The following is a 17,741-nucleotide window of genomic DNA, read 5'->3' on the forward strand; positions in this document are numbered from 1 at the left end:
GGCAGGCTTCATCATCGTGCTCAGGCCGCCTGCTGCTGGACTGCCAGAACCTCGAGGAGCTCGCCTAGCGCGCTGGCGACTTCCTGAAGGGCCTTAGGATCGCCGTCTGGGTGGGCGGGCGTAGCGCCGGTGAAGTGGATCGCCTGATAGGCCGCCCTCTGGATGACCTCGGTGCGCAGGACCGGAATGCTAGCGGATTGGATCTCATGCCGAGCATGCTGTGCCACGCGGCTCTGCAGGGGCGACATTTGGGTAAGAGCCACTCGGGCCGGGATCGGCCGGCGCAGCATCTTCTCGGCTCGTTGCACCACCTCGTACGTGCGGAATACCTCCTGCAGGTCCATTCCCGAGACCTTGGACGGGATCAGCACGAGGTCGCTCTCGGCGATAGCGTACGTGACGGCTTGCGAGGCCGCACCTTCGAGATCCACGAACACGAGGCTGTAGCGCGAGGCTGCGTCGGAGATCCGGTCCAGAACCGTCTTCTCGGTCACGTCGGCGATGACGTCTACGCGACAGTCTTCTCCGGCCCGCTCGCGCCAGGAGGCGACATGTCCGTTCGGGTCCGCGTCGATGATGGCGACACTCCCGCCCTGCCGGCCGTAGGCGTCCGCCAGACAGATCACGAGCGTCGTCTTACCGACCCCGCCCTTGGTGCTGCACACGCTGATAACGGCCATTGCCCAGGTCCCTGTTGTGCGCCTTCCCCAGCGCCCAAGCGAGCTGAAGCCCAAATGGTCAACGAACCCTTAACCCGAGCGCCCCGATGGGCAAATTCCCCTTTGCGCTTTTGAGCTCAGGGGCAAAGGCCCATGCACCCTTGTACCCACAGGAGCGAGCGGGCCCATGGGCGATGGACCTGAGGGATATTAGGGCAAAGGTTCGAGTGGGCAGATGGCTTCAAGCCCCTCTACCCCACAGGGCCACAAGTGTCGACGAACCAGTTCAGGCCGTGCCGTTGACTTAGCAGCGCCGCCCGGACGACATAAGCGGTCCCGGCTACGCTCGATCGGTCGAGTCGTGAACCGGGGAAGGAGATGATCGCCGCGGAAACAAGACCCTGAAACGACTACGGGCCCCCCGTCGCCAAACGAGGAGCCCGCGAAATCGAGTGGTCTGTGAGGACAGTTTCCAATCCCTCACAAGCCACATGGCGCCCTCGGGTGTCAAGTGGGAACGCCAATTCCCGCAACGATGAAGTCGTGCTTTGTGGAACGGGTACCCACCCGGTGGGCACCCCTTGCTCTGCCGCGGCCCTGTGAAGGGCCAGGACGATGTTTGCTGAGGAGATCCGCCGACAGGCGGAGGTTGCCCCCCAAGCCGCGCTGTCGGCCGTAACTGCTGCGCTCTGGCGCGCCTACGGCGAGGGGAAGATCACGGAGGCTGAGGCAGAGGCCCTGTCAGGGCTGATCGAGACGCGCACTATTTCCGCGCCACGACGAGGCGAAAACCTGTCGAGCAGTCGGGTTTTGAACTCGCCCAATCCGGCGACCTCAAATGTGGGTACGGCCCATATTACGGGTCCGCACTCGCCGCAGCCTGTGGCAAGCCTGGATACAGCTGGAGCACCCCAGAACAGCACCAAGAGATCCGTCGTCGGCTCGCGCCCGCGCACGGATGCCTCGTTAGAGCGGCGTCGCCGCTGGGCCGCCTCGGGGCGGCTCCCACCCGGTTTGGCTGCCCAGTTCACGCTGGCCGAGCAGGCGGTCCTCGCTCTGGTGGCGGCCGAAACCGCACGCCGGAAGGACTGCCGGCTCTCGATCGAGAATATGGCCGCGGTCGCGGGCGTGTGCCGCTCGACTGTGAAGAACGCGATCCGCGAGGCGCGCCGCCTGGAGCTGCTCACCGTGGAAGAGCGGGCGATCACAGGCTTTCGCAACGACACGAACGTGCTCCGCATCGTCTCGCCTGAGTGGCTTGCCTGGATCCGACTGGCGCGGCGCGGCAACCCCCTCTCGAATATGAGAGAGCAGCCAGCCCCCTCCGTTCACCGGGGGGGAGGGGTCAAAAGCGTGACCAGCACGCATACTGAAGTTCTAACCCTGTCAGAATCGGGGAAAACGGAACCCTCAGAATGCTGCCGGAGGGCAGCGGGCGACCTCAACCGATCCGATCCAACACGGATCCGCGCGGGTCGTGGCACGGGCCGAGTCATGCGTTGAGGGTCTGACGCCGGACGGTTTGACGAACGCACGGGCTCGGTGAGCGCTCGAAAGGTGGAGTCTGTCCAAACATCGAGTGACAACCTGATCGCCCGTGGGTGTGAGTGCCGAGGACGGGGGCGTTTAGCTTCTGGAAGTGGGGCCGCGCGCCTGCGCGCCGGCCTTCAGGGACGAGAGGGGAGGGGTGTCGGGAGATCCGACGCAAATCCCGGGAAGGACGACAGGACGCTCACCCCAGCGCCGACGCGCCATGGTGACCGCTCGGGCTCGCTCCGCTCCCTCGTACAAGGAACACATCATGAACATAACGGTGCCTGCCGGCGCGCAGGATCCCGCGCGCCCACCAGCCTCGCAAGACGGGCTGGCGGCCTTGCTGCGGGTCCTGCCACACCGGTACAAGCCCGGCCTCAGGGCCCTGCTCACCGGCCCGGCGCCCGGCGGTCCGGCCTTGGGCCACGTCTACGTCGGGGACGAATGGCTCGCCTCCGCGCTCGGTTTGTTGGGCCGAGGCCCAACCTGGATCCGGTCGGGCGAGCCGATCCCGATCCGCTTCGACCTCGAATACGACGCCCGGCTCGGGCCGCGCCTCGTGATCTCGGCCAGCGACTGGCCGACACCGGCCCAGGCAGCGGCCGACGCGGAGCTGCGCCGGACGCTGGAGGAGCAAGGGCGGTGGCGGCAGAGGCGCGCTCCTGAGCGGCTGCGCCAGCTCTTCGCCCTGGTACCCGAGAACGATGGCCCGCGCTGGGCTGCCCTGGCGCTGCAGCTCCAGAACCTGGACGAATGCCGGATCGTCTCCCTCGCCGTGCGGCCGGTCGATCTCGACGATGCCGACGCCGTGCATGAGGCCCTGCGCGACGCCGCCGAGTTCGTCCACTGGACCGGCGCGGACGCAGTTCTCGTCGTCACCGGCGATCGTCGAACCGGCGGGCGGACGTTCAGTGACCCGCGCGTGGTTGAGGCCGCCTGTGATCTCAGCGCCCCGCTGATCACGCTGGCCGGGCCGGTGCCGACGCCCGTCGATGCGCTCGCCTGGCGCTCCTCGCCCATCCCCGGCGCGGTACAGGCCGCGATCGAGGAGGTGGTGCGCGGCGAACTCGCGCGGGCCGACCGGGCCCGTCTCGACCGCATCGCGGAGGTGCTCACTCGCCCCCGCACCGCTCCCGGCGACGAGGCGTGGCCCTCCGACGCGCCGTTCTGACCCACCGCACGGCCCGGTCGCGCAGCGCGGCCGGGCCAAACCGGGGACAGTCTCCCCACTGTCTCTGTCTCTGTCTCTGTCCCTGTCCCTGTCCCTCTCCCTCGAAGATCCGAACCTCGAACCCCTATGCGTATCCACGAATTCCGCCGCGCCCCGCCGGCCACACTCGAGAGCGGGCCACCCCCCGAGCGGTCCCGGTCCGACCGCGCGCCGCCACCGGACCCGGAAGGGCCGGTCCTCGACCTGCACGAGCTCTGGGCCCGCGCCGGCAGCGCCGTGCGCACCGGGCTGCCGCGGCGGTTTCGCGTCTGCGCCACCGTCACCCGAGTGCTGCCCCGGTGGCACGGCAGCCACGATCTCGAGCTTCGCCCGACGCATGGCTTCCTCGGCAGCAACGCCCCGGTCCTGAACGCCCGCATCGGTGCGGACGCTCGCGACGCGATCGCCGCCGCGCTCGAGCGGCCGTTCGATCCAACGGAGCTCGAACATCGGGACGTCACGCTGACCTGCACGGCCTCCTGGCTGTCGGACGCCCGGCTGCGGCTCAACGTCAGTGCGATCGAGCCGGCGTGGCGGGTGTCCGAGGCCGAACTGGAGCGCGCCCGCATCCTCGATGGTCTGAGGCGGGCGGGTCTGCTCGAGGCGCAGCGCCGGCTGTCGAGCCCGGCCCACCTCGAGCGCGTCAGCGTGCTGCACCCGCCGGGCCAGGGTTGGGACGACGTCGCCGCGACGCTGCAAGCCCTGGCGGCCGCCGGTATCCTGCAGGTCGACGACCTGGAATGCCGGTTCGACGGGCCCGGCGCGGTCCCCGCCCTGATACGACGCCTGGACGAGGCCGCCGCCCTGCACCGGGGCCGCGAGGATCGCGGCCTGGTGCTGCTGGTGCGCGGCGGTGGCAGCCCGGCCGGCGCGCTCGGCGCCCGCGAGGTCGCGGCGGCGATCACCACGCTCACCGTGCCGGTGGTGGCTGCGGTCGGGCACCGCACCGACGCTGCAACCATCGCCGACATCGTCGCCTGGGCGAGCCTGCCGACGCCCTCGGAGGCGCGCCATCTCGTTCTCACCCTGCTGGACGGCTCGGCCGCACGCGCCGAGGCCACCTGGACCGCGCTGCAGGCGGCGTTGGATGAGTTCGAGCGATCCGTGCACCGGTTAGGCATCGCCGGCTGCGAGGCGGTCGCGGACGCGGCCGAGGCCTGTCTCGAAGCGGCGAAGCGGCGGGCGGAGTCGACCGCGCGTGCGATCGAGTGCGGCTTGGAACAGACCCTGACCCTGCTGGCTATCCCGGATCGGGCCGCGCGCGCCGCACCGGACCAGTCGGCCCCTTGGCCGGAGGGCCTCGTCCGGCTCAGCGACGCCGCCGGCGGACCGATCTTCGGCCCGGAGGCCGCGGTTGGGCCACTCACCCTGACGTTCGCGGACGGGCGCAGCCTCACCGTCGCGGTCGTCGCATCCCACGACCCGAGCACCACCCACTGAACCGTACGGAGATCACACCATGACCCCAGAGACCCACCAGCCTGAACTTTCTTTCACCGAGATGCTGGCGCGCCTGGACGAGCTCGCGCGCGGTCTGCGCACGGGCGAGTTGGAGGACCGGCTCAGGCGCTTGCCGGACACCGTGGCCGAGGCCCATCGATTGAAGCGGAGGCTCGTCGATCACGCCGTCGAGATCCGCGAGGCCGTCGCCTGCCTGCGCGGCAACGCCCGGCCGGCCAGCGCCGCCTGAACGGTGGATCCGAGATCCCCGGCCGACACACACAGCTCTCAGCCCTTGCGCGGCTCCCACGGGCCACCATCGCTCGACATCTGTCGATGCCACGTAGCGTCGGCGGCGTGGGTGGGAACCGGCGCTGCGGTCTGCAGTTTCCCTGAGGCACGCGTTGACATCGTGCTCCGATGTTGAGTCTCGGCAACGGGCTGTCCTCATTCAGGTGGGGCGGCCCGTTCGCCATTCCGGCAGCCTTCGGGTCGCGCGTTCAGTGGACGCTGCGAGAGCCCAGCCCCTTTCGGGCGGCCTCCGCCCGCGATGCGCTTCGACCCCGTTGAGCTTAGTCAAAGTCGGGCCGCATACAGGCGTCAGACTGCAAGCTCAGTTGGAACGGGGAAGGCGCTCTCGACTCCTCACGCTGCGCCCCGGGCCGCTCCACGCAAGCCGCCGCGCCCGCGAAGTCTCGCGGCGGACTGAACCAACCGCCAATGCCGCCGTCCGGCGATAGGGGGACCGGACCGGGCAGATCCGGCCCTGGCGCGTGGCCACTGGCGCGAACCCCGGGAGGACCGGGACGACGCAGCCGAGAGCCATGACGCACGCAACACCCTTCACGGCCGGGAGCGCGCGGATCCGGGAAACCGTGTCGGTGGACGGACCGTTCTGTGAGAGGCCGGTCAAGTTCGGCTGCCGAAATCTCCCGGAGCTGTCTGTGGCGCGTATCCCCACCTCGATCTTCGCGGCCGTCCTCTTGACTGGCGCTCTCCATCCAGCCGGTGCCGCGGCGAGGATGGTGCGCGTGCCGAACCGGTACGACGGATCCTGGACCATCATCGCCATCACGGCTCAAGGGCCCTGCGCGACGCGCACGCGCTACCAAGTCCGGATCAAGGACAGTGACGCCTCGGTCCCGGGCCGAGAGGTCGAGATCGACGGCGGCGTGTCGTCGACCGGATCCGTGCAGGCCACGATTACCAGCGGGGCCAACAGGGTCCCGATCTCCGGCAGCCTGGACGTCAGGGGCAGCGGCAACGGTACGTGGCACACGTCCGGCGGACTGGTCACCTGCACCGGCCGTTGGAGCGCCCAGCGCGCTGGATAGCGGGTTTCGTGTGGATGCGGCTCACCAGCTGTTCGCCGAAGTAAGGGCGCAGCGCCCATATCCCCAGCCGCAGGCGTCACTTTCTACTGAACAAAGGCAGCGCAGCCGGCGTTTGCATTCGAACCCGAACACGGGATCGTTGAGGAAACGCCTATGCGCCTTAAAACTTGCGGCCTCGCGGTCGCTCTCGCGGTCGCTCTGACCGGCACAGCCTACGCTCAGCAGCCGGCCGGCGATGGCAGCGCTACGGGCAATATGAACAACCCGGGCTCCGTCAAGAGCAACAGCGAGAAGATGAACGAGCGGACGACTGGCTCAGCCACCGGTTCGACCATGGGTACAGCTGGCGCCGCAACAGTGCCCGGTACCGGAACCTCCCACCCAGGCGTCGGTATGGGCACGAGCACGACCGCTCCTGCACGGTAACGTCCGCGGGCGAGCCCGCGAAACGGCAGGTGCGGCCCCTGTCTGATTATGGGGTGCGGCTCACCGGGTATTCTGGCTGCGATCGGTACCGCGGCGGTGCGCCGGGCCCGCATCAGGGCGTTCAGCTGCGTGATCGCCGGCTCACCGGGGCAGCGCTCGGCCCGGTCCACGACGCTCGGCAGTAGCTTCGCCCCGCTCGCGAGCCCTTGCAACGCCCAGCCGAGCGCGAGGCGAGCGCTGCGGATCCGCCGGCCTGTGATCCTCCGTTCCGCTCCCGAAGCCTCCGTCGCCCTCCCGTTGCCCTCAGTCTAGGTCAGCCAGAGCCGAGCGTCCGGCATCGGTGATGCGCGCGTAGCCGGTGCGTCGCGCGTCCATCTCGGCCCAACCCCGCGCCACGAGCGAGGGCAGGAACAGGTCGTCGCCCGCGCGAACCGCCCGGGCCCGGTCGACCTGGTTCACCGCGACAAACCCCGTACCCGGCGCCTGCGCCAAGTACGCGAGCAGGCGGATCTGCGCGGTGTTGGGTCTGCTCACGAGCGTAGCTCACGCACGGCGATGGCGGTCGCCCGGAGGGCGGCAGCGCCAGCGCGTCTGCCGGGCCATAGCCGCGCGGCGGGCTCGGGTCGAGCGTCCTCTCGTCGCGCATCTCGAGCCAAGTCAGGACCCCGCGATCCGGGCGATCGGCTCCAGGTCATCCCGCGCCCGGTACACCCGCGGTGCTGGAACAGGAGAGCGCCCGCGGGTGAGCCCTCTGCGTGGGGCGACGCGGGGCCGGGAAGGCCCGATCCCGATGCGTGGCCACCGGTCCAAACCCCGACACCACCGCGTACAGAGCGCCCGGCCGTCTTGCCGGTGGATAACCTTCGCCGACGAGGCCTCGACCGGCACCGACGGCTTGGACCCTCCTGGCGGTCTGTGGCAGCAGAGAAAGGCCCAGGCGACGAACGCGCTGGGGCTGTGGGCTGCCGCTGTCCTGAGATCGGCAGCTCGAGAAGTTCGCGCTGCTCCGCGGCGTTCATCCTCCGGGTCGGCCTGTGCTGGCGCGGCGGACGGTTCTCCAGGTCGAGCCTCGACCCGGATCCGTCCGACCGGTCCCTTGCCCCCGGCATCCGACAGTCCCGTTCGTGGACGTCATGCGGATGAGCCAGTCGATCGGGTCATACCGGTCGCTGAGGGATGCTTTCTTCAGGCGCTGTGAGACCCGGGGCCCTACGTGGCTGGCGTGAACCGGACTCGTCTTTCGACGAGGCGGCGCCGTGTCACAACCTGAAGATGAAAATACCCGTCCCGATCCCACGTTAAATGGTGATCCGTCGCTGGGCGGTGACGGCGTGCGCGGTACGAACGACCGGCCGACGATCCAGAACGAGCCGGTAGTTTTTGTTTCGTACGATCCAACCGACCCGACCGCTCGGACCTATTCCGCGCTGATCGACGCTTACGCGTTCTTCAACGCGCGGCTGTTCTCGGGCCAGTTACCACCCTGTCTCCTCACCCTGCAGCGCCGGAAGCAGGCCTACGGCTACTTCTCCGGCCGGCGCTTCGCCACCCGTGACGGCACGGCGATTACCGATGAGATCGCGCTCAACCCGAGCCATTTCGCCGAGCGTACGACAGAGAAGATTCTCTCAACGCTCGTGCACGAGATGGTCCACCTGGAGCAGGCGCATTTCGGCACGCCGTCCCGGGGCAGGTACCACAACACGGAGTGGGCGCGGATGATGCGGGCCGTGGGGCTGATCCCGTCCGACACGGGCGAGCCGGGCGGCAAGGAGACGGGTCAGCGCGTCAGCCACTTCATCGAGGAGGGGGGGGCGCTTCGCGCGCGCCTGCGCCGACTTGCTCGCTGCGCGGACGAACATGGTGCCCTTCGTCGAGTTGGGGAATGAGACCGATCGTGAGACGCGGGAGAAGAAGGCGGCCAGCAAGACGAAGTACACCTGTCCAGCTTGCAACGCGAATGCCTGGGCAAAGCCGGAAACTCCGCTCGTCTGCGGGGCCTGCCGTCAGCCGATGCAAGGCCAGGGACAGCGATGAGATCAAGAAACTGCGGGAATGGTCGTAACCCTACGCTCGTCGCAACGTCGCGCTTCGGTCTCGGCTGGTGAAGCCGAGAGCGTAGGATCGGCCTCGGTCTGCTACCGCGCTCTGTTATAATGTTTTCACAATTAAGTTATAACAGAGCGCATCCTTCATCGCCGAACGTGCTATAAATCTTTCGCTAAAAGATTATAGCGGGGTGGCGGGGATGAGAGAAATCGACTTGGCGTATCGGACACTCTACGCCGAGCTGTGCCAGCGCAGCCTCGATGGCGCGTTCGAGGCCGACTTCCCGATCGCGGGCCGCTTCGTGACCGTGCCGGTCAATGGCCGCGCCTACTGGTACTTCGACTTGCCCGGACCGGACGGCGTCAAGCGCCGCTACGTCGGTCCCAAGCACGACGCGCAGATCACGGACCGCGTCGAGCGCTTCCAAGCGATCAAAGGCGACCTCAAAGCCCGGCGTAAGCTGGTCTCGACCCTCGTCCGGGAAGCGGGATTGCCGGCGCCCGAGCGGTTCTCGGGCGACGTGGTGCGCGCGCTCTCGGAGGCCGGCCTGTTCCGTCTTCGCGGTGTTCTGGTCGGAACCGTCGCCTTCCAGTGCTACCCGGGCATCCTCGGCGCGCGGCTGCCGAACGCCGCCCTGCAGACCGGCGACGCCGACTTCGCGCAGTTCCACTCCGTGTCGGCCGCGGTCGACGACAGCCTGCCGCCGATGCTCGACGTCCTGCGCTCGGTCGACACGACCTTTCGCGATCTCCCGCATCAGGCTGACGGGCGGCGCTCGACCAAGTTCCGGAACGCGAAGGGCTACGAGGTCGAGTTCCTGACGCCGAACCGCGGCAGCGCCGACCACGACGGCAAGCCAGCCGGCATGCCCGCGCTGGGCGGGGCCGCGGCCCACCCACTTCGTTTTTTAGACTTCCTGATCCACGAGCCGGTCCGAGCGGTGCTCCTGTACGGCGGTGGGGTCAACGTCGTGGTGCCGGCACCCGAGCGCTTCGCCGTCCACAAACTCATCGTCGCGAGCCGCAGGCGGGACGATCCGCTCGGGCGGCTGAAGCGCGACAAGGACGCTCTCCAGGCTGCCGTTCTCGGGCAAGCCCTGGCCATGACGCGGCGGGCGCGCGACCTCGCCACGGCTTACGCTGAGGCGTGGGGCCGAGGTTCGGCTTGGCGGCAGGCCTTGCGCGAAGGACTGGCGTCCGTCCCGACCAAGGCCCGAACCGGGCTTGTGGCCGGAATCGTTGATGGACTGATGGAGATCGGCGAAGATCCGAAGGAATTCGGCTTCGACGCGTCTGGTAAACCACGTCTCTAGCCCAATATCCGGGTCAGGTGGGATTAACGACGGCCTCGAGAGGGGAAACCAAGTTCTGACCCGACAACAATACGAAGATAGTGATGCCTACAGCAGTCCTACCCGTGGCCATGCGGTCTTCGCGTCTCCCGGTAGTGTCGCAGGCGGATACACACACACCGGCGGGCAGCGACGAGTTCCTCACACGTCGCCTATAATGCTCGGGCCGGGAGGCCGTGTGAGAGGCGGTGCTGTGGGAAACGGGGCACCGTTTATTGCCGGCTCACGGTCTGTTATTGCAGGCAGCCCGATCCGGCGTTGGCACGGATCCAGTTGGGCGCGAGGATGTCGCCGGCGTCCGTGATGATCCAGGGCGTGGCGTTCTCGGCGTCGATCGCCTCGGCCGCGGCGGCCAGGGCCGCGCGCAGCGTCGGGAACCGGCACGTCGCGGCGACGTGAGCCGGCGTGTCGCCGGGCCACAGGGTGAGGTCGGCGGGCTTGTCGAGGTCGGCGAGCGTCATCGGTGCGCTCCGGTCGAGGGCAGGGACGGCGCTATGCCCGAGGTGCCGCGCCCCAGGTAGATGCCGACGCGCCTGATCCGAGGGGCGGCCATGCACACGTGCGCCTTGTCGAACGCGGCGCCTGGATCCGCGCCAAGGGAGCCGACCAAGCCTTCGACGGGTCCGCTCAGGTCAATCTGTTCCCGGCTCGATCACGACAGCGCGATCACGGCCGGCCCCGGTTGGCGGTTCTTCATCGGACAAACAATGCAGCGCACCACCGGCCTGACAAGGCGAAACGATCCCGACTCGCAGCGGAGGCCGTTCGGCCGTGCGTCTCGGCTCACTTCAGCAGCCAGGCTACGGGCTGCCACGTGACGACGGCCCGCAGCACGCGGCGACCCGCGAGTGCAGCAAACCCGGCTGCGATGATCAGCCAGGCTGGTCCCCAGTCCGTCAGCCAGTCCCGCAAGGCGAAGTACGATGCGTCCCAGAAGCCCCCGACCGGCGGCATGGTGCCCTCGATCCAGAGCGGGAACTCGCAGTACTGCCGCTTCTGCGCCGGATCGGTCTTGTGTTGCAGCGGTCCGCAGAACTTGTTCATCTGCTCGCGCATGTCCGGATTGGCGGCGATCAGCTTGAGCCACTCGGACCCGTCCGCGCGCGTGGCCAGTGTCGACCACTGCGCGGCTACGCTCGTGGCCTCGGCCCGTCCGATCCTGTAACCGACGCCGCCGCATACGATGCCGCTGGCCAGAACGATCCCGGCCGCCCAAAGGCCGACCTCACGCGCGCGGGTGCGCTCCATCCTCCCGAAATGCTCGCTCGCGCTCGCCGCGACCGCCTGCCCGGTGGTCTCCGCGAGCGTAGCGTGGGCCGCCTCGACCCGTGCGCTGGCGGCCTGGGCCACCGGGCCGACAGCACGCCTGGCCGCCTGCTCGACCCGTTCGGGGACCGCGTCGATCGCCTCCGGGATGGTCCGGGCCGCCTTCTCCAGCAGCCCCGTGACCGCGAGGTAGACCCAGAGGGGATCGTCGGGATTGACCCCGAGGTCCATCATCCGCCGCCACGTCTGGTCGCGGAGCGCCGGGTCGAGGCCGAAGACCTCGGCAGCCCGGTCGAAATTGAGCTTGGCGTCGGGGCGCATCGCGGGACGGGATCGGGATCGGCGGGCTGGACCTCGCCTCAGAGGCCGAGGAGGGGACGCAGGGGCTCGAAGGCGACCGCGGACTCGCGCCGGTATCGTGCGATGTGCGAGCGCTCGACGATGGTCAGGCGCGACGCGGAGGCGGCTGTCGAGAACGGCAGGTCGTCGGCGTCGACCTTGGCGAACGTGCCGGCCGGCAGGGCGGGAAGGCTGATCTCGAGGCCGCCGAGTTCCTCGAGCAGACGTTTCCGGATCTTGCCGCCCCGTTCCTGACCGTCGCCGTCGGTGTAGCCGTGCCAGAAGGGGAAATCAGACTCGGCCTTGCCCCAGCGGGTGTTGCGGACGGCGACATGATCGACCCGGTCGCCGACCAGCTCGATCCAGCGGGCGACCGATTGAGTCGCGGCGACCTCCGACGAGATCAGGTGCAGGACGGTGAGCCGGTAGCCATTCTCGTCGACGGCAGTCAGCAGGTCGTCGAGCCCCTCACCCATGTCGGTGATGCGCGTCAGGTCGGCCAAGCTGCCGCCGGCGAGATCGTGGACGATCAGGGGCTCCTGCGTTCCGAGGCAGTTGAGCAGAGTGTGGCTCTGGGCGGCGTCGCGGATGTTGTAGTAGCCGACGCCGACGGCCGGATCCTGCTGGTCCCGAACTTCGCCCGCATCATCCCGGGTCCCGAGAACCCGGACGAGACCGCCGACGCTGCCGTCGGCGTCGTAAGCCGCCACGCGCGTGCCGCCCTCGCGCAGGTACTCCACGAGGGTGCGGGCGGTCACGCTCTTGCCGACGCCGCCCTTCTCCGAGGTGACCAGGACGGCCCGCTTCTGCTGTGGGGCGGTGTCCTTGCGCGCCTGTTGTGCCCTTGCCATGCTGCCCTTCCGATCCGGTGTCCAGGCCTGCCTTCCGCGGCCTTAGAGATCCTTGTTGCTCATCCTGTGCCCGAGGGCGGGCGAGGCGGGAGACTGTCCGCGCACCGGCACCTGATCGCGCGCGGCGGTGGAGCGTGGCTGCAGACCGGGCCGGTGTTCCGCTGGCGCCCGCGAGGGCTTGGCGGGTGCCTTCGCCTTGGCCTTGCCGCGCCGTCGCACGGGCTTATGGCCGGCGAGCTCGCGCGTGGCAGTCTGGACGTACTGCCGCAGCGTGGCGACGCTGAGCTTGACGCCCATCCGGGCGAGGAGCTCACGGATCTCGGCATCGGTCTTACACTTGGCCTTGAGTTCCTTGATTTCCGGGAGCACGGCCTTGACCGCCTCGTAGGCGGTGGGCTTGCGGCTTGGGGCGTGCTTGATCTCCTCGCGCAGGAAGGCGCGGAGCTCGCTGTAGGGATCGGGTTCGACGGTCTCACCCATCTCCATCACTCCTCGCGCCTCGCGCGATCCTCGCAGTCCGCTCTGTCTGGCCTCTCACCGAGCCTGACTGGATCTGCGAACCGCTCGAACCCACCATCCCGGAAGATCGGCATGATACCACGGCCGAGCTTACGGCCACGATAGCGGCGGGCGGCCTGTGGATAACCCAGGCCCTACGACCCAAAATCCAGACACATCACGCACCGATGGTGCTGTTTGACGGCCGAGCTTCCTGCTAAGCTGTTGCTAGATCGTACATCTTGACTGTCAGGAGCTCGCCCATGGCCCGCCGTCCCGTCCGTATGTCCGTGGACGAGGCGCTCTGGGATGCTGTGGCGGCGGCAGCCCGGGCGCGCGGGATCGAGCCGTACCTGTTCGTCGAGGAGGCGCTCACCGCGGCGCTCGGCCCATCCGAGACTGTGGCGCGGCTGGTCGAGCTCGCGGATGCGGCGGCGTCGAGCGCCCGCGAGGCCTGGGTCAGTGCGGCCGAGATGCGCGACCAGATCCAGGTGATCAGCGACTTCATCGTCGACCTGTACCGGGCGGAGGCCCGAGCGAGCGACGATGCAAGCCAAGCCTAGGCGCGAGCGGGTGCTCAGGCGATGATGACCTGCACACGGATCACGAGCGTCGAGTACTACGAGTCGATGGCACGCCAGATCCGGCGTGAGGCCGGGTTGAGCGCGCCCGACAGCCCGCTCGACGACACGGCGGCGGCGTACGCGCACAAGGCGGCGACAGCGGTCGCGGTGGAGGGCAGCGCGGCGTACGAGGCGGCCTACGCGGAGGCGTTGGACCGGGCGCTGGCGACGCTGCGCCGGGGCCACACGGAAGGCCGCGACCAGGTCGCGTACTACACGGACAACGGCGCGGGCGAGGCCAACGGCTTGTGGTGGACGCGCGGGTCCGGATCTGACCCGAGCGGTCCCGCCGCTCCCTTCCGATCCTGCCCGGACGGGGCCGAGGTCGACGGGCGGGTGCTGCGCGACCTCGCGGCTGGACGCGACCCGCAAAGCCACAAACCCCTGGTCCGCGCCTCGGCCAACGGCCGGCGCAGCGTCGGCTACGATCTGCAGTTTGCTGCCCCCAAGAGCGTGAGCGTGCTGGCCGCCTTCGCCGGCGCGGAGGAGCGCGCGCGGATCCTGGCGGTGCACGACCGCGCGGTGCGCCGGGCGCTCGATTACGCGCACGCGGCCGGGCTGATCGTGACCCGGACCGGGGCGCAGGGCCGGGAGCGGGCGCCGGCCGGCGGGGTGAGCGCGGCGGTGTACCGGCACTTCACCTCGCGCGCCCAGGATCCCCACCTTCACAGCCACGCCATCCTGCTGAACCTGTGCGTGCGGGCCGACGGCTCGACCGGAGGCCTCGACAACCGCGAGATCCTGCTGAACGCCGGCGGGATCGCGGCCCTGTACCGGAGCGAGCTGGCCGACGGTCTCAGGGCGGCGCTCGCTTGCGAAGCGGTCCGGAGCGGGCGCAACTTCGAGGTCGCCGGGGTGGCCGAGCCGGTGCTGGAGCTGTTCTCCAAGCGGCGCGCGGCGATCGAGCGGGCGGCGCAGGAGCAGGGGTTCGACACGGCCGAGGATCGGGTCGCGGCCCAGGCCGCCGCCTTCGACACGCGCGCGGGCAAGGACCGGGAGACGCCGCTGGCGAGCCTGGAAGCCGAGTGGGACCGGCAACTGGCCCAGGCCGGCTGGACGCGCGCGGCGCTGTTCGAGGGCGTGCGGATCGCGGCGGCCGGGATCCGCGATACGCGGGCGGGCGCGCCCGGCGAGCGGCTGCAGCGCCTGGCGGAGGCTGGCCTCGCCGCGACCCTTGAGATGCAGGCGGTGCTGGCGGAGCGCGAGCTGCTGCGCCTGACCGCCGAGGCACTGCAATGCGAGGCCGGTGCGGACGCCGTCCTGGAGCAGGTGGAGCGCCTGCGCCAGGACGGCAGGGTGGTGGAGGTCGGGCGCTCGGCCGAGGGCCGGCCCGTCTACGCGACGCCCGCGATGATCGCTGCCGAGCAGGGTATGCTACGCGTGGCCTACGCCCGGCAGGACGAGCGGGCGTTCGTTCCGGCCGAGGTGGTGGCGCGGGTCTTGGCGGAGCGGCCGAGCCTGCGCCCGGAGCAGCGGGAGGCGGTGCGGCACGCGCTCAATCGCGACGGGGTGAGCGTGGTCGAAGGCAGCGCCGGCTCGGGCAAGTCGTACGCGATGGCCAGCGTCGCCGAGGCGGTGCGGGCCTGCGGCGGCGAGGTTTGGGCGATCGCGCCGAGCTGGAAGGCCGTGGACGTGATCCGCAATGATACGGCCACCGCCGAGGCGATGGCGCGGGCGGTGACCGGGTTCCTCAACCAGGTCCACAAGGGCGAGATCGCGCTGGGACCGCAGACGGTGGTGATCGCCGACGAGGCCGGGATGATCGGCACGCGCGATCTCGCCGCCCTGGTCGAGGCGACGGGTGCTGCCGGAGCCAAGCTGGTCTTGAGCGGCGACACGCGCCAGCTCGTCCCGGTGCCGGCGGGCGCACCGATGCGGCTGCTGGTCAGGGCGCTGGGCGCGAGCCGGATGGACGAGATCCAGCGGCAGCGCGGGCGCAGCGAGGCGGAGGGGGCCTGGATGCGGGCGGCCAGCATCGACTTCGCCGCGGGCCGGACCGCGAGCGCGTTGGAGGCCTACGATCGCGGCGGCGCGATCACCTGGGGGGCGAACCGCGAGGCCACGATCCAGGCGCTGGTCGACGCCTACGTAGACAGCCGCCTCGATCTCGAAGGGGCGGAGCGGACGCGGGCCGTGCTGACAGGCTGGAACAAGGACGTGCGCGAGCTCAACGCGCGGATCCGCGCCCGGCTCAAGCGTGAGGGGCTGCTGCCGGAGGGGGAAGACGTGGAGATTGTCGCGATCCCGCGCGGCGGTGGCCGGGCCGAGGCGTTGGCCCTGACGGTCGGGGACGAGGTGATATTCGGCGAGAGCGTGAAGATCGGCGACCAGGCGATCCGCAACGCCGACCTGGCGCGGGTCGAGGCGATCTCAGGCGATCCGGCCGATCCGGTGCTGACGCTGTGGTTAGCCAAGAATGGAGCGCGGCTGAGCGCCCTGTCGAGCGCGCTGATCGGGTCCCGAAAACCGGGCGAGCCACGGGTGCCTCGGCTTCAGCACAGCTACGCCATGACCACGCACGCGGCGCAAGGCGTGACGGTGGACGAGGCGTACGTCGCCGACCTGCGCGGCGCGGGCGCGGAGGCGACGTACGTGGCGATGACGCGACACCGGCGCACGGTGCGGCTCTACGTCGACGCGGCACGGATCCGGGACCAGCTGGAGGCGGCGCGCTCCGGGGTTCGACCGGAGGAGCGCGGCCTGCCGGGCGGTCGGGAAGCTGCGCACCCCAAGATCGCGTCCATCGGCCAGAGCGAGATCCGGCAGGCCTTCTTGTCGGCCGCCGCACGCAGCGGCGGCAAGGCGAACGTCGCCGACTTCGCCGGAGCCGACCTGCGCACCTGGTGCGATGCGCCGGCCCAGGTGCGCGCTATCCCCCTGCGGCGCGACGGCAGGATGGGACTGGAGCGCGCGGGGTCTTGGAAGGAGACGATCTCCGGGATCGCCCCGGCCTCTGTGGGCACACCGTCACCGGCTGCCCAGGTACTGCGACAGCGCATGGAGGAGCGCCTGCATGCCCCCGCAACGTACCCAGTCCCGCGGCCGAGCCGAGCCGGTTACGCGATCCCGTTCACCTCGGACGCTCCGGGTCAGAAGGGGCGGATCAGCCGGCTCGCCGCGATCCTGTGGCAGGGCCTGAGGCGAGAGATCCGAACCGCCGCGACCGCGATACGGGGTCTGCTGCCGCTGCCCCTGGACCAGCTTCGCGCCGATGTCCTAACCGATCCTCGAGGCCGGATGGTGTTCGCTCACCGGGATCAGAGCGGCCGCCTCTTGGGGATCGAGCAGGCCGATGGGACCGGTGAGGGGGTGGAGAAGGGGCAGCAGGGTACGACGGGTTTGGTCGAGCTGGGGGATCGACGCTCACCGAAGCGGATCTACGTGGCTCGAACGAAGGCCGAGGCTCTGAGCCTGTATCAGCAGGACGGGCAGCCGGACCGTGCCCTGATCTGTGGCCTGGGCGGCGATGGTCCGGAGACCGGCAGCGCCCTCGCCCACGTCGTCGGTCGGCATCTGGATGCGGCCGTGCATCTCGCAATCGACGCCCGAGCGGACGAGGGGGAGGCGGAGGCTTTCGAAGCGTGGGTCCTCGCGGCCTTGCGCCAAGTGCACACGCCCGAGGCTCGCGTGACAATTCACCGTTCCGTACCCCTGGAGCCGTCACCTAACGAAAGTCACGTCGTAATAGCCGACCCGGTCTCGGAGGTGAGAGGGCGTAAGCGGCCACGTGGCGAGCGAACCGGACAGGATCGCGGAATGGCGCGGCAGGTCCCCTTCGCACGCGCAACCCGTGAGACCTACGAACGATAAGTCACCGGTATTCGCACTCCATTTGCATTCAAGCAAACCGTCGCGCGCGACGCCGCTGCACCAAAAGTGCGGAAGAGCCCGGAATCCCCGGCCGGCTTCGTCGGAATACGCAACGCCGCCCCTCCAGTGGGCTGGAGGTCGGTTTTCCGAGCATTGCGACGGCGTGTGCCGGGTCAGCCGCCACGAGCGCCAGCAGCGTGCGTGCGGCTGGATCGGGCGGCGTGCGCCCTTGCTCCCAGTTTCTCACCGTCCCGGTCAGTACGCGCAGGAAGGCGGCGAACGCCTCCTGGGTCATGTCCAGCGAGCGGCGCAGATCCGCCGGTGCGGGCACCAGGATGTAGCCATTCGTAGA

15 protein-coding genes and 1 pseudogene are annotated in these 17,741 nt (G+C 69.6%); 9 read left to right on the forward strand and 7 right to left on the reverse strand.

Annotated elements, in window-relative coordinates; translation table 11 throughout:
• Positions 1-20 precede the first annotated feature (20 nt).
• Positions 21-680 carry an AAA family ATPase gene (locus ABC766_RS32320; RefSeq protein ID WP_053622526.1) on the reverse strand — a complete coding sequence of 220 codons (660 nt, stop codon included), beginning with the start codon at positions 678-680 and terminating at the stop codon, positions 21-23.
• A 594-nt stretch (positions 681-1,274) separates the two neighbouring features.
• On the opposite strand from ABC766_RS32320, the gene ABC766_RS32325 reads away from it, so the two are divergent.
• The 5 genes from ABC766_RS32325 (at position 1,275) to ABC766_RS32345 (ending at position 6,176) form a co-directional block, all read left to right on the forward strand.
• Positions 1,275-2,162 (forward strand): helix-turn-helix domain-containing protein, encoded by an 888-nt coding sequence (locus tag ABC766_RS32325; protein ID WP_083461138.1) that lies wholly within the window; start codon positions 1,275-1,277, stop codon positions 2,160-2,162.
• Between the two features lie 298 nt (positions 2,163-2,460).
• Positions 2,461-3,363 carry a hypothetical protein gene (locus tag ABC766_RS32330; RefSeq protein WP_345822928.1) on the forward strand — a complete coding sequence of 301 codons (903 nt, stop codon included), beginning with the start codon at positions 2,461-2,463 and terminating at the stop codon, positions 3,361-3,363.
• A gap of 126 nt (positions 3,364-3,489) precedes the next feature.
• Complete coding sequence (locus ABC766_RS32335) at positions 3,490-4,842, forward strand: exodeoxyribonuclease VII large subunit (protein WP_053622528.1); 1,353 nt, start codon at positions 3,490-3,492, stop codon at positions 4,840-4,842.
• A gap of 19 nt (positions 4,843-4,861) precedes the next feature.
• On the forward strand, positions 4,862-5,092 hold the full coding sequence (locus ABC766_RS32340; RefSeq protein WP_127993259.1) for a hypothetical protein: 231 nt from the start codon (positions 4,862-4,864) through the stop codon (positions 5,090-5,092).
• A gap of 772 nt (positions 5,093-5,864) precedes the next feature.
• Positions 5,865-6,176 carry a heme utilization protein gene (locus ABC766_RS32345; protein WP_230368549.1) on the forward strand — a complete coding sequence of 104 codons (312 nt, stop codon included), beginning with the start codon at positions 5,865-5,867 and terminating at the stop codon, positions 6,174-6,176.
• A gap of 729 nt (positions 6,177-6,905) precedes the next feature.
• Here the strand turns inward: ABC766_RS32345 and ABC766_RS32355 are convergent.
• A complete protein-coding gene (locus ABC766_RS32355; protein WP_053622531.1) occupies positions 6,906-7,136 on the reverse strand; it encodes a hypothetical protein in 231 nt (76 codons plus the stop codon).
• Between the two features lie 824 nt (positions 7,137-7,960).
• Between ABC766_RS32355 and ABC766_RS32360 the strand changes: the two are divergent.
• Together ABC766_RS32360 and ABC766_RS32365 are read left to right on the forward strand one after the other, a co-directional pair.
• Positions 7,961-8,639, forward strand: a pseudogene (locus tag ABC766_RS32360) (SprT-like domain-containing protein).
• Positions 8,640-8,850: 211 nt separating this feature from the next.
• Positions 8,851-9,963 (forward strand): GSU2403 family nucleotidyltransferase fold protein, encoded by a 1,113-nt coding sequence (locus tag ABC766_RS32365; RefSeq protein WP_053622533.1) that lies wholly within the window; start codon positions 8,851-8,853, stop codon positions 9,961-9,963.
• Positions 9,964-10,235: 272 nt separating this feature from the next.
• On the opposite strand, the gene ABC766_RS32370 is transcribed toward ABC766_RS32365, so the two are convergent.
• The 4 genes from ABC766_RS32370 to ABC766_RS32385 all read right to left on the reverse strand — a co-directional run bounded on the left by ABC766_RS32370 (position 10,236) and on the right by ABC766_RS32385 (position 12,938).
• Positions 10,236-10,463: a hypothetical protein gene (locus ABC766_RS32370; protein WP_053622534.1), complete on the reverse strand. Its 228-nt coding sequence runs from the start codon at positions 10,461-10,463 to the stop codon at positions 10,236-10,238.
• Between the two features lie 322 nt (positions 10,464-10,785).
• Positions 10,786-11,589 (reverse strand): hypothetical protein, encoded by an 804-nt coding sequence (locus ABC766_RS32375; protein WP_053622535.1) that lies wholly within the window; start codon positions 11,587-11,589, stop codon positions 10,786-10,788.
• A gap of 38 nt (positions 11,590-11,627) precedes the next feature.
• On the reverse strand, positions 11,628-12,458 hold the full coding sequence (locus tag ABC766_RS32380; protein ID WP_053622536.1) for a P-loop NTPase: 831 nt from the start codon (positions 12,456-12,458) through the stop codon (positions 11,628-11,630).
• Between the two features lie 42 nt (positions 12,459-12,500).
• Positions 12,501-12,938 (reverse strand): hypothetical protein, encoded by a 438-nt coding sequence (locus tag ABC766_RS32385; protein WP_083461140.1) that lies wholly within the window; start codon positions 12,936-12,938, stop codon positions 12,501-12,503.
• Between the two features lie 281 nt (positions 12,939-13,219).
• Between ABC766_RS32385 and ABC766_RS32390 the strand changes: the two genes are divergently transcribed.
• Together ABC766_RS32390 and mobF are read left to right on the forward strand one after the other, a co-directional pair.
• Positions 13,220-13,519, forward strand: a complete 300-nt coding sequence (locus ABC766_RS32390) for a hypothetical protein (protein ID WP_127993260.1) — start codon at positions 13,220-13,222, stop codon at positions 13,517-13,519.
• Positions 13,520-13,540: 21 nt separating this feature from the next.
• Complete coding sequence (gene mobF / locus ABC766_RS32395) at positions 13,541-17,389, forward strand: MobF family relaxase (protein WP_127993261.1); 3,849 nt, start codon at positions 13,541-13,543, stop codon at positions 17,387-17,389.
• 28 nt (positions 17,390-17,417) lie between these two features.
• On the opposite strand, the gene ABC766_RS32400 is transcribed toward mobF, so the two are convergent.
• Positions 17,418-17,741, reverse strand: a 324-nt coding sequence (locus tag ABC766_RS32400; protein WP_427902336.1) for a helix-turn-helix domain-containing protein, incomplete at its 5' end; no start/stop codon positions are given.

The organism is Methylobacterium fujisawaense (assembly GCF_039619325.1).
GTDB classification, from domain to species: Bacteria; Pseudomonadota; Alphaproteobacteria; order Rhizobiales; family Beijerinckiaceae; genus Methylobacterium; species Methylobacterium fujisawaense.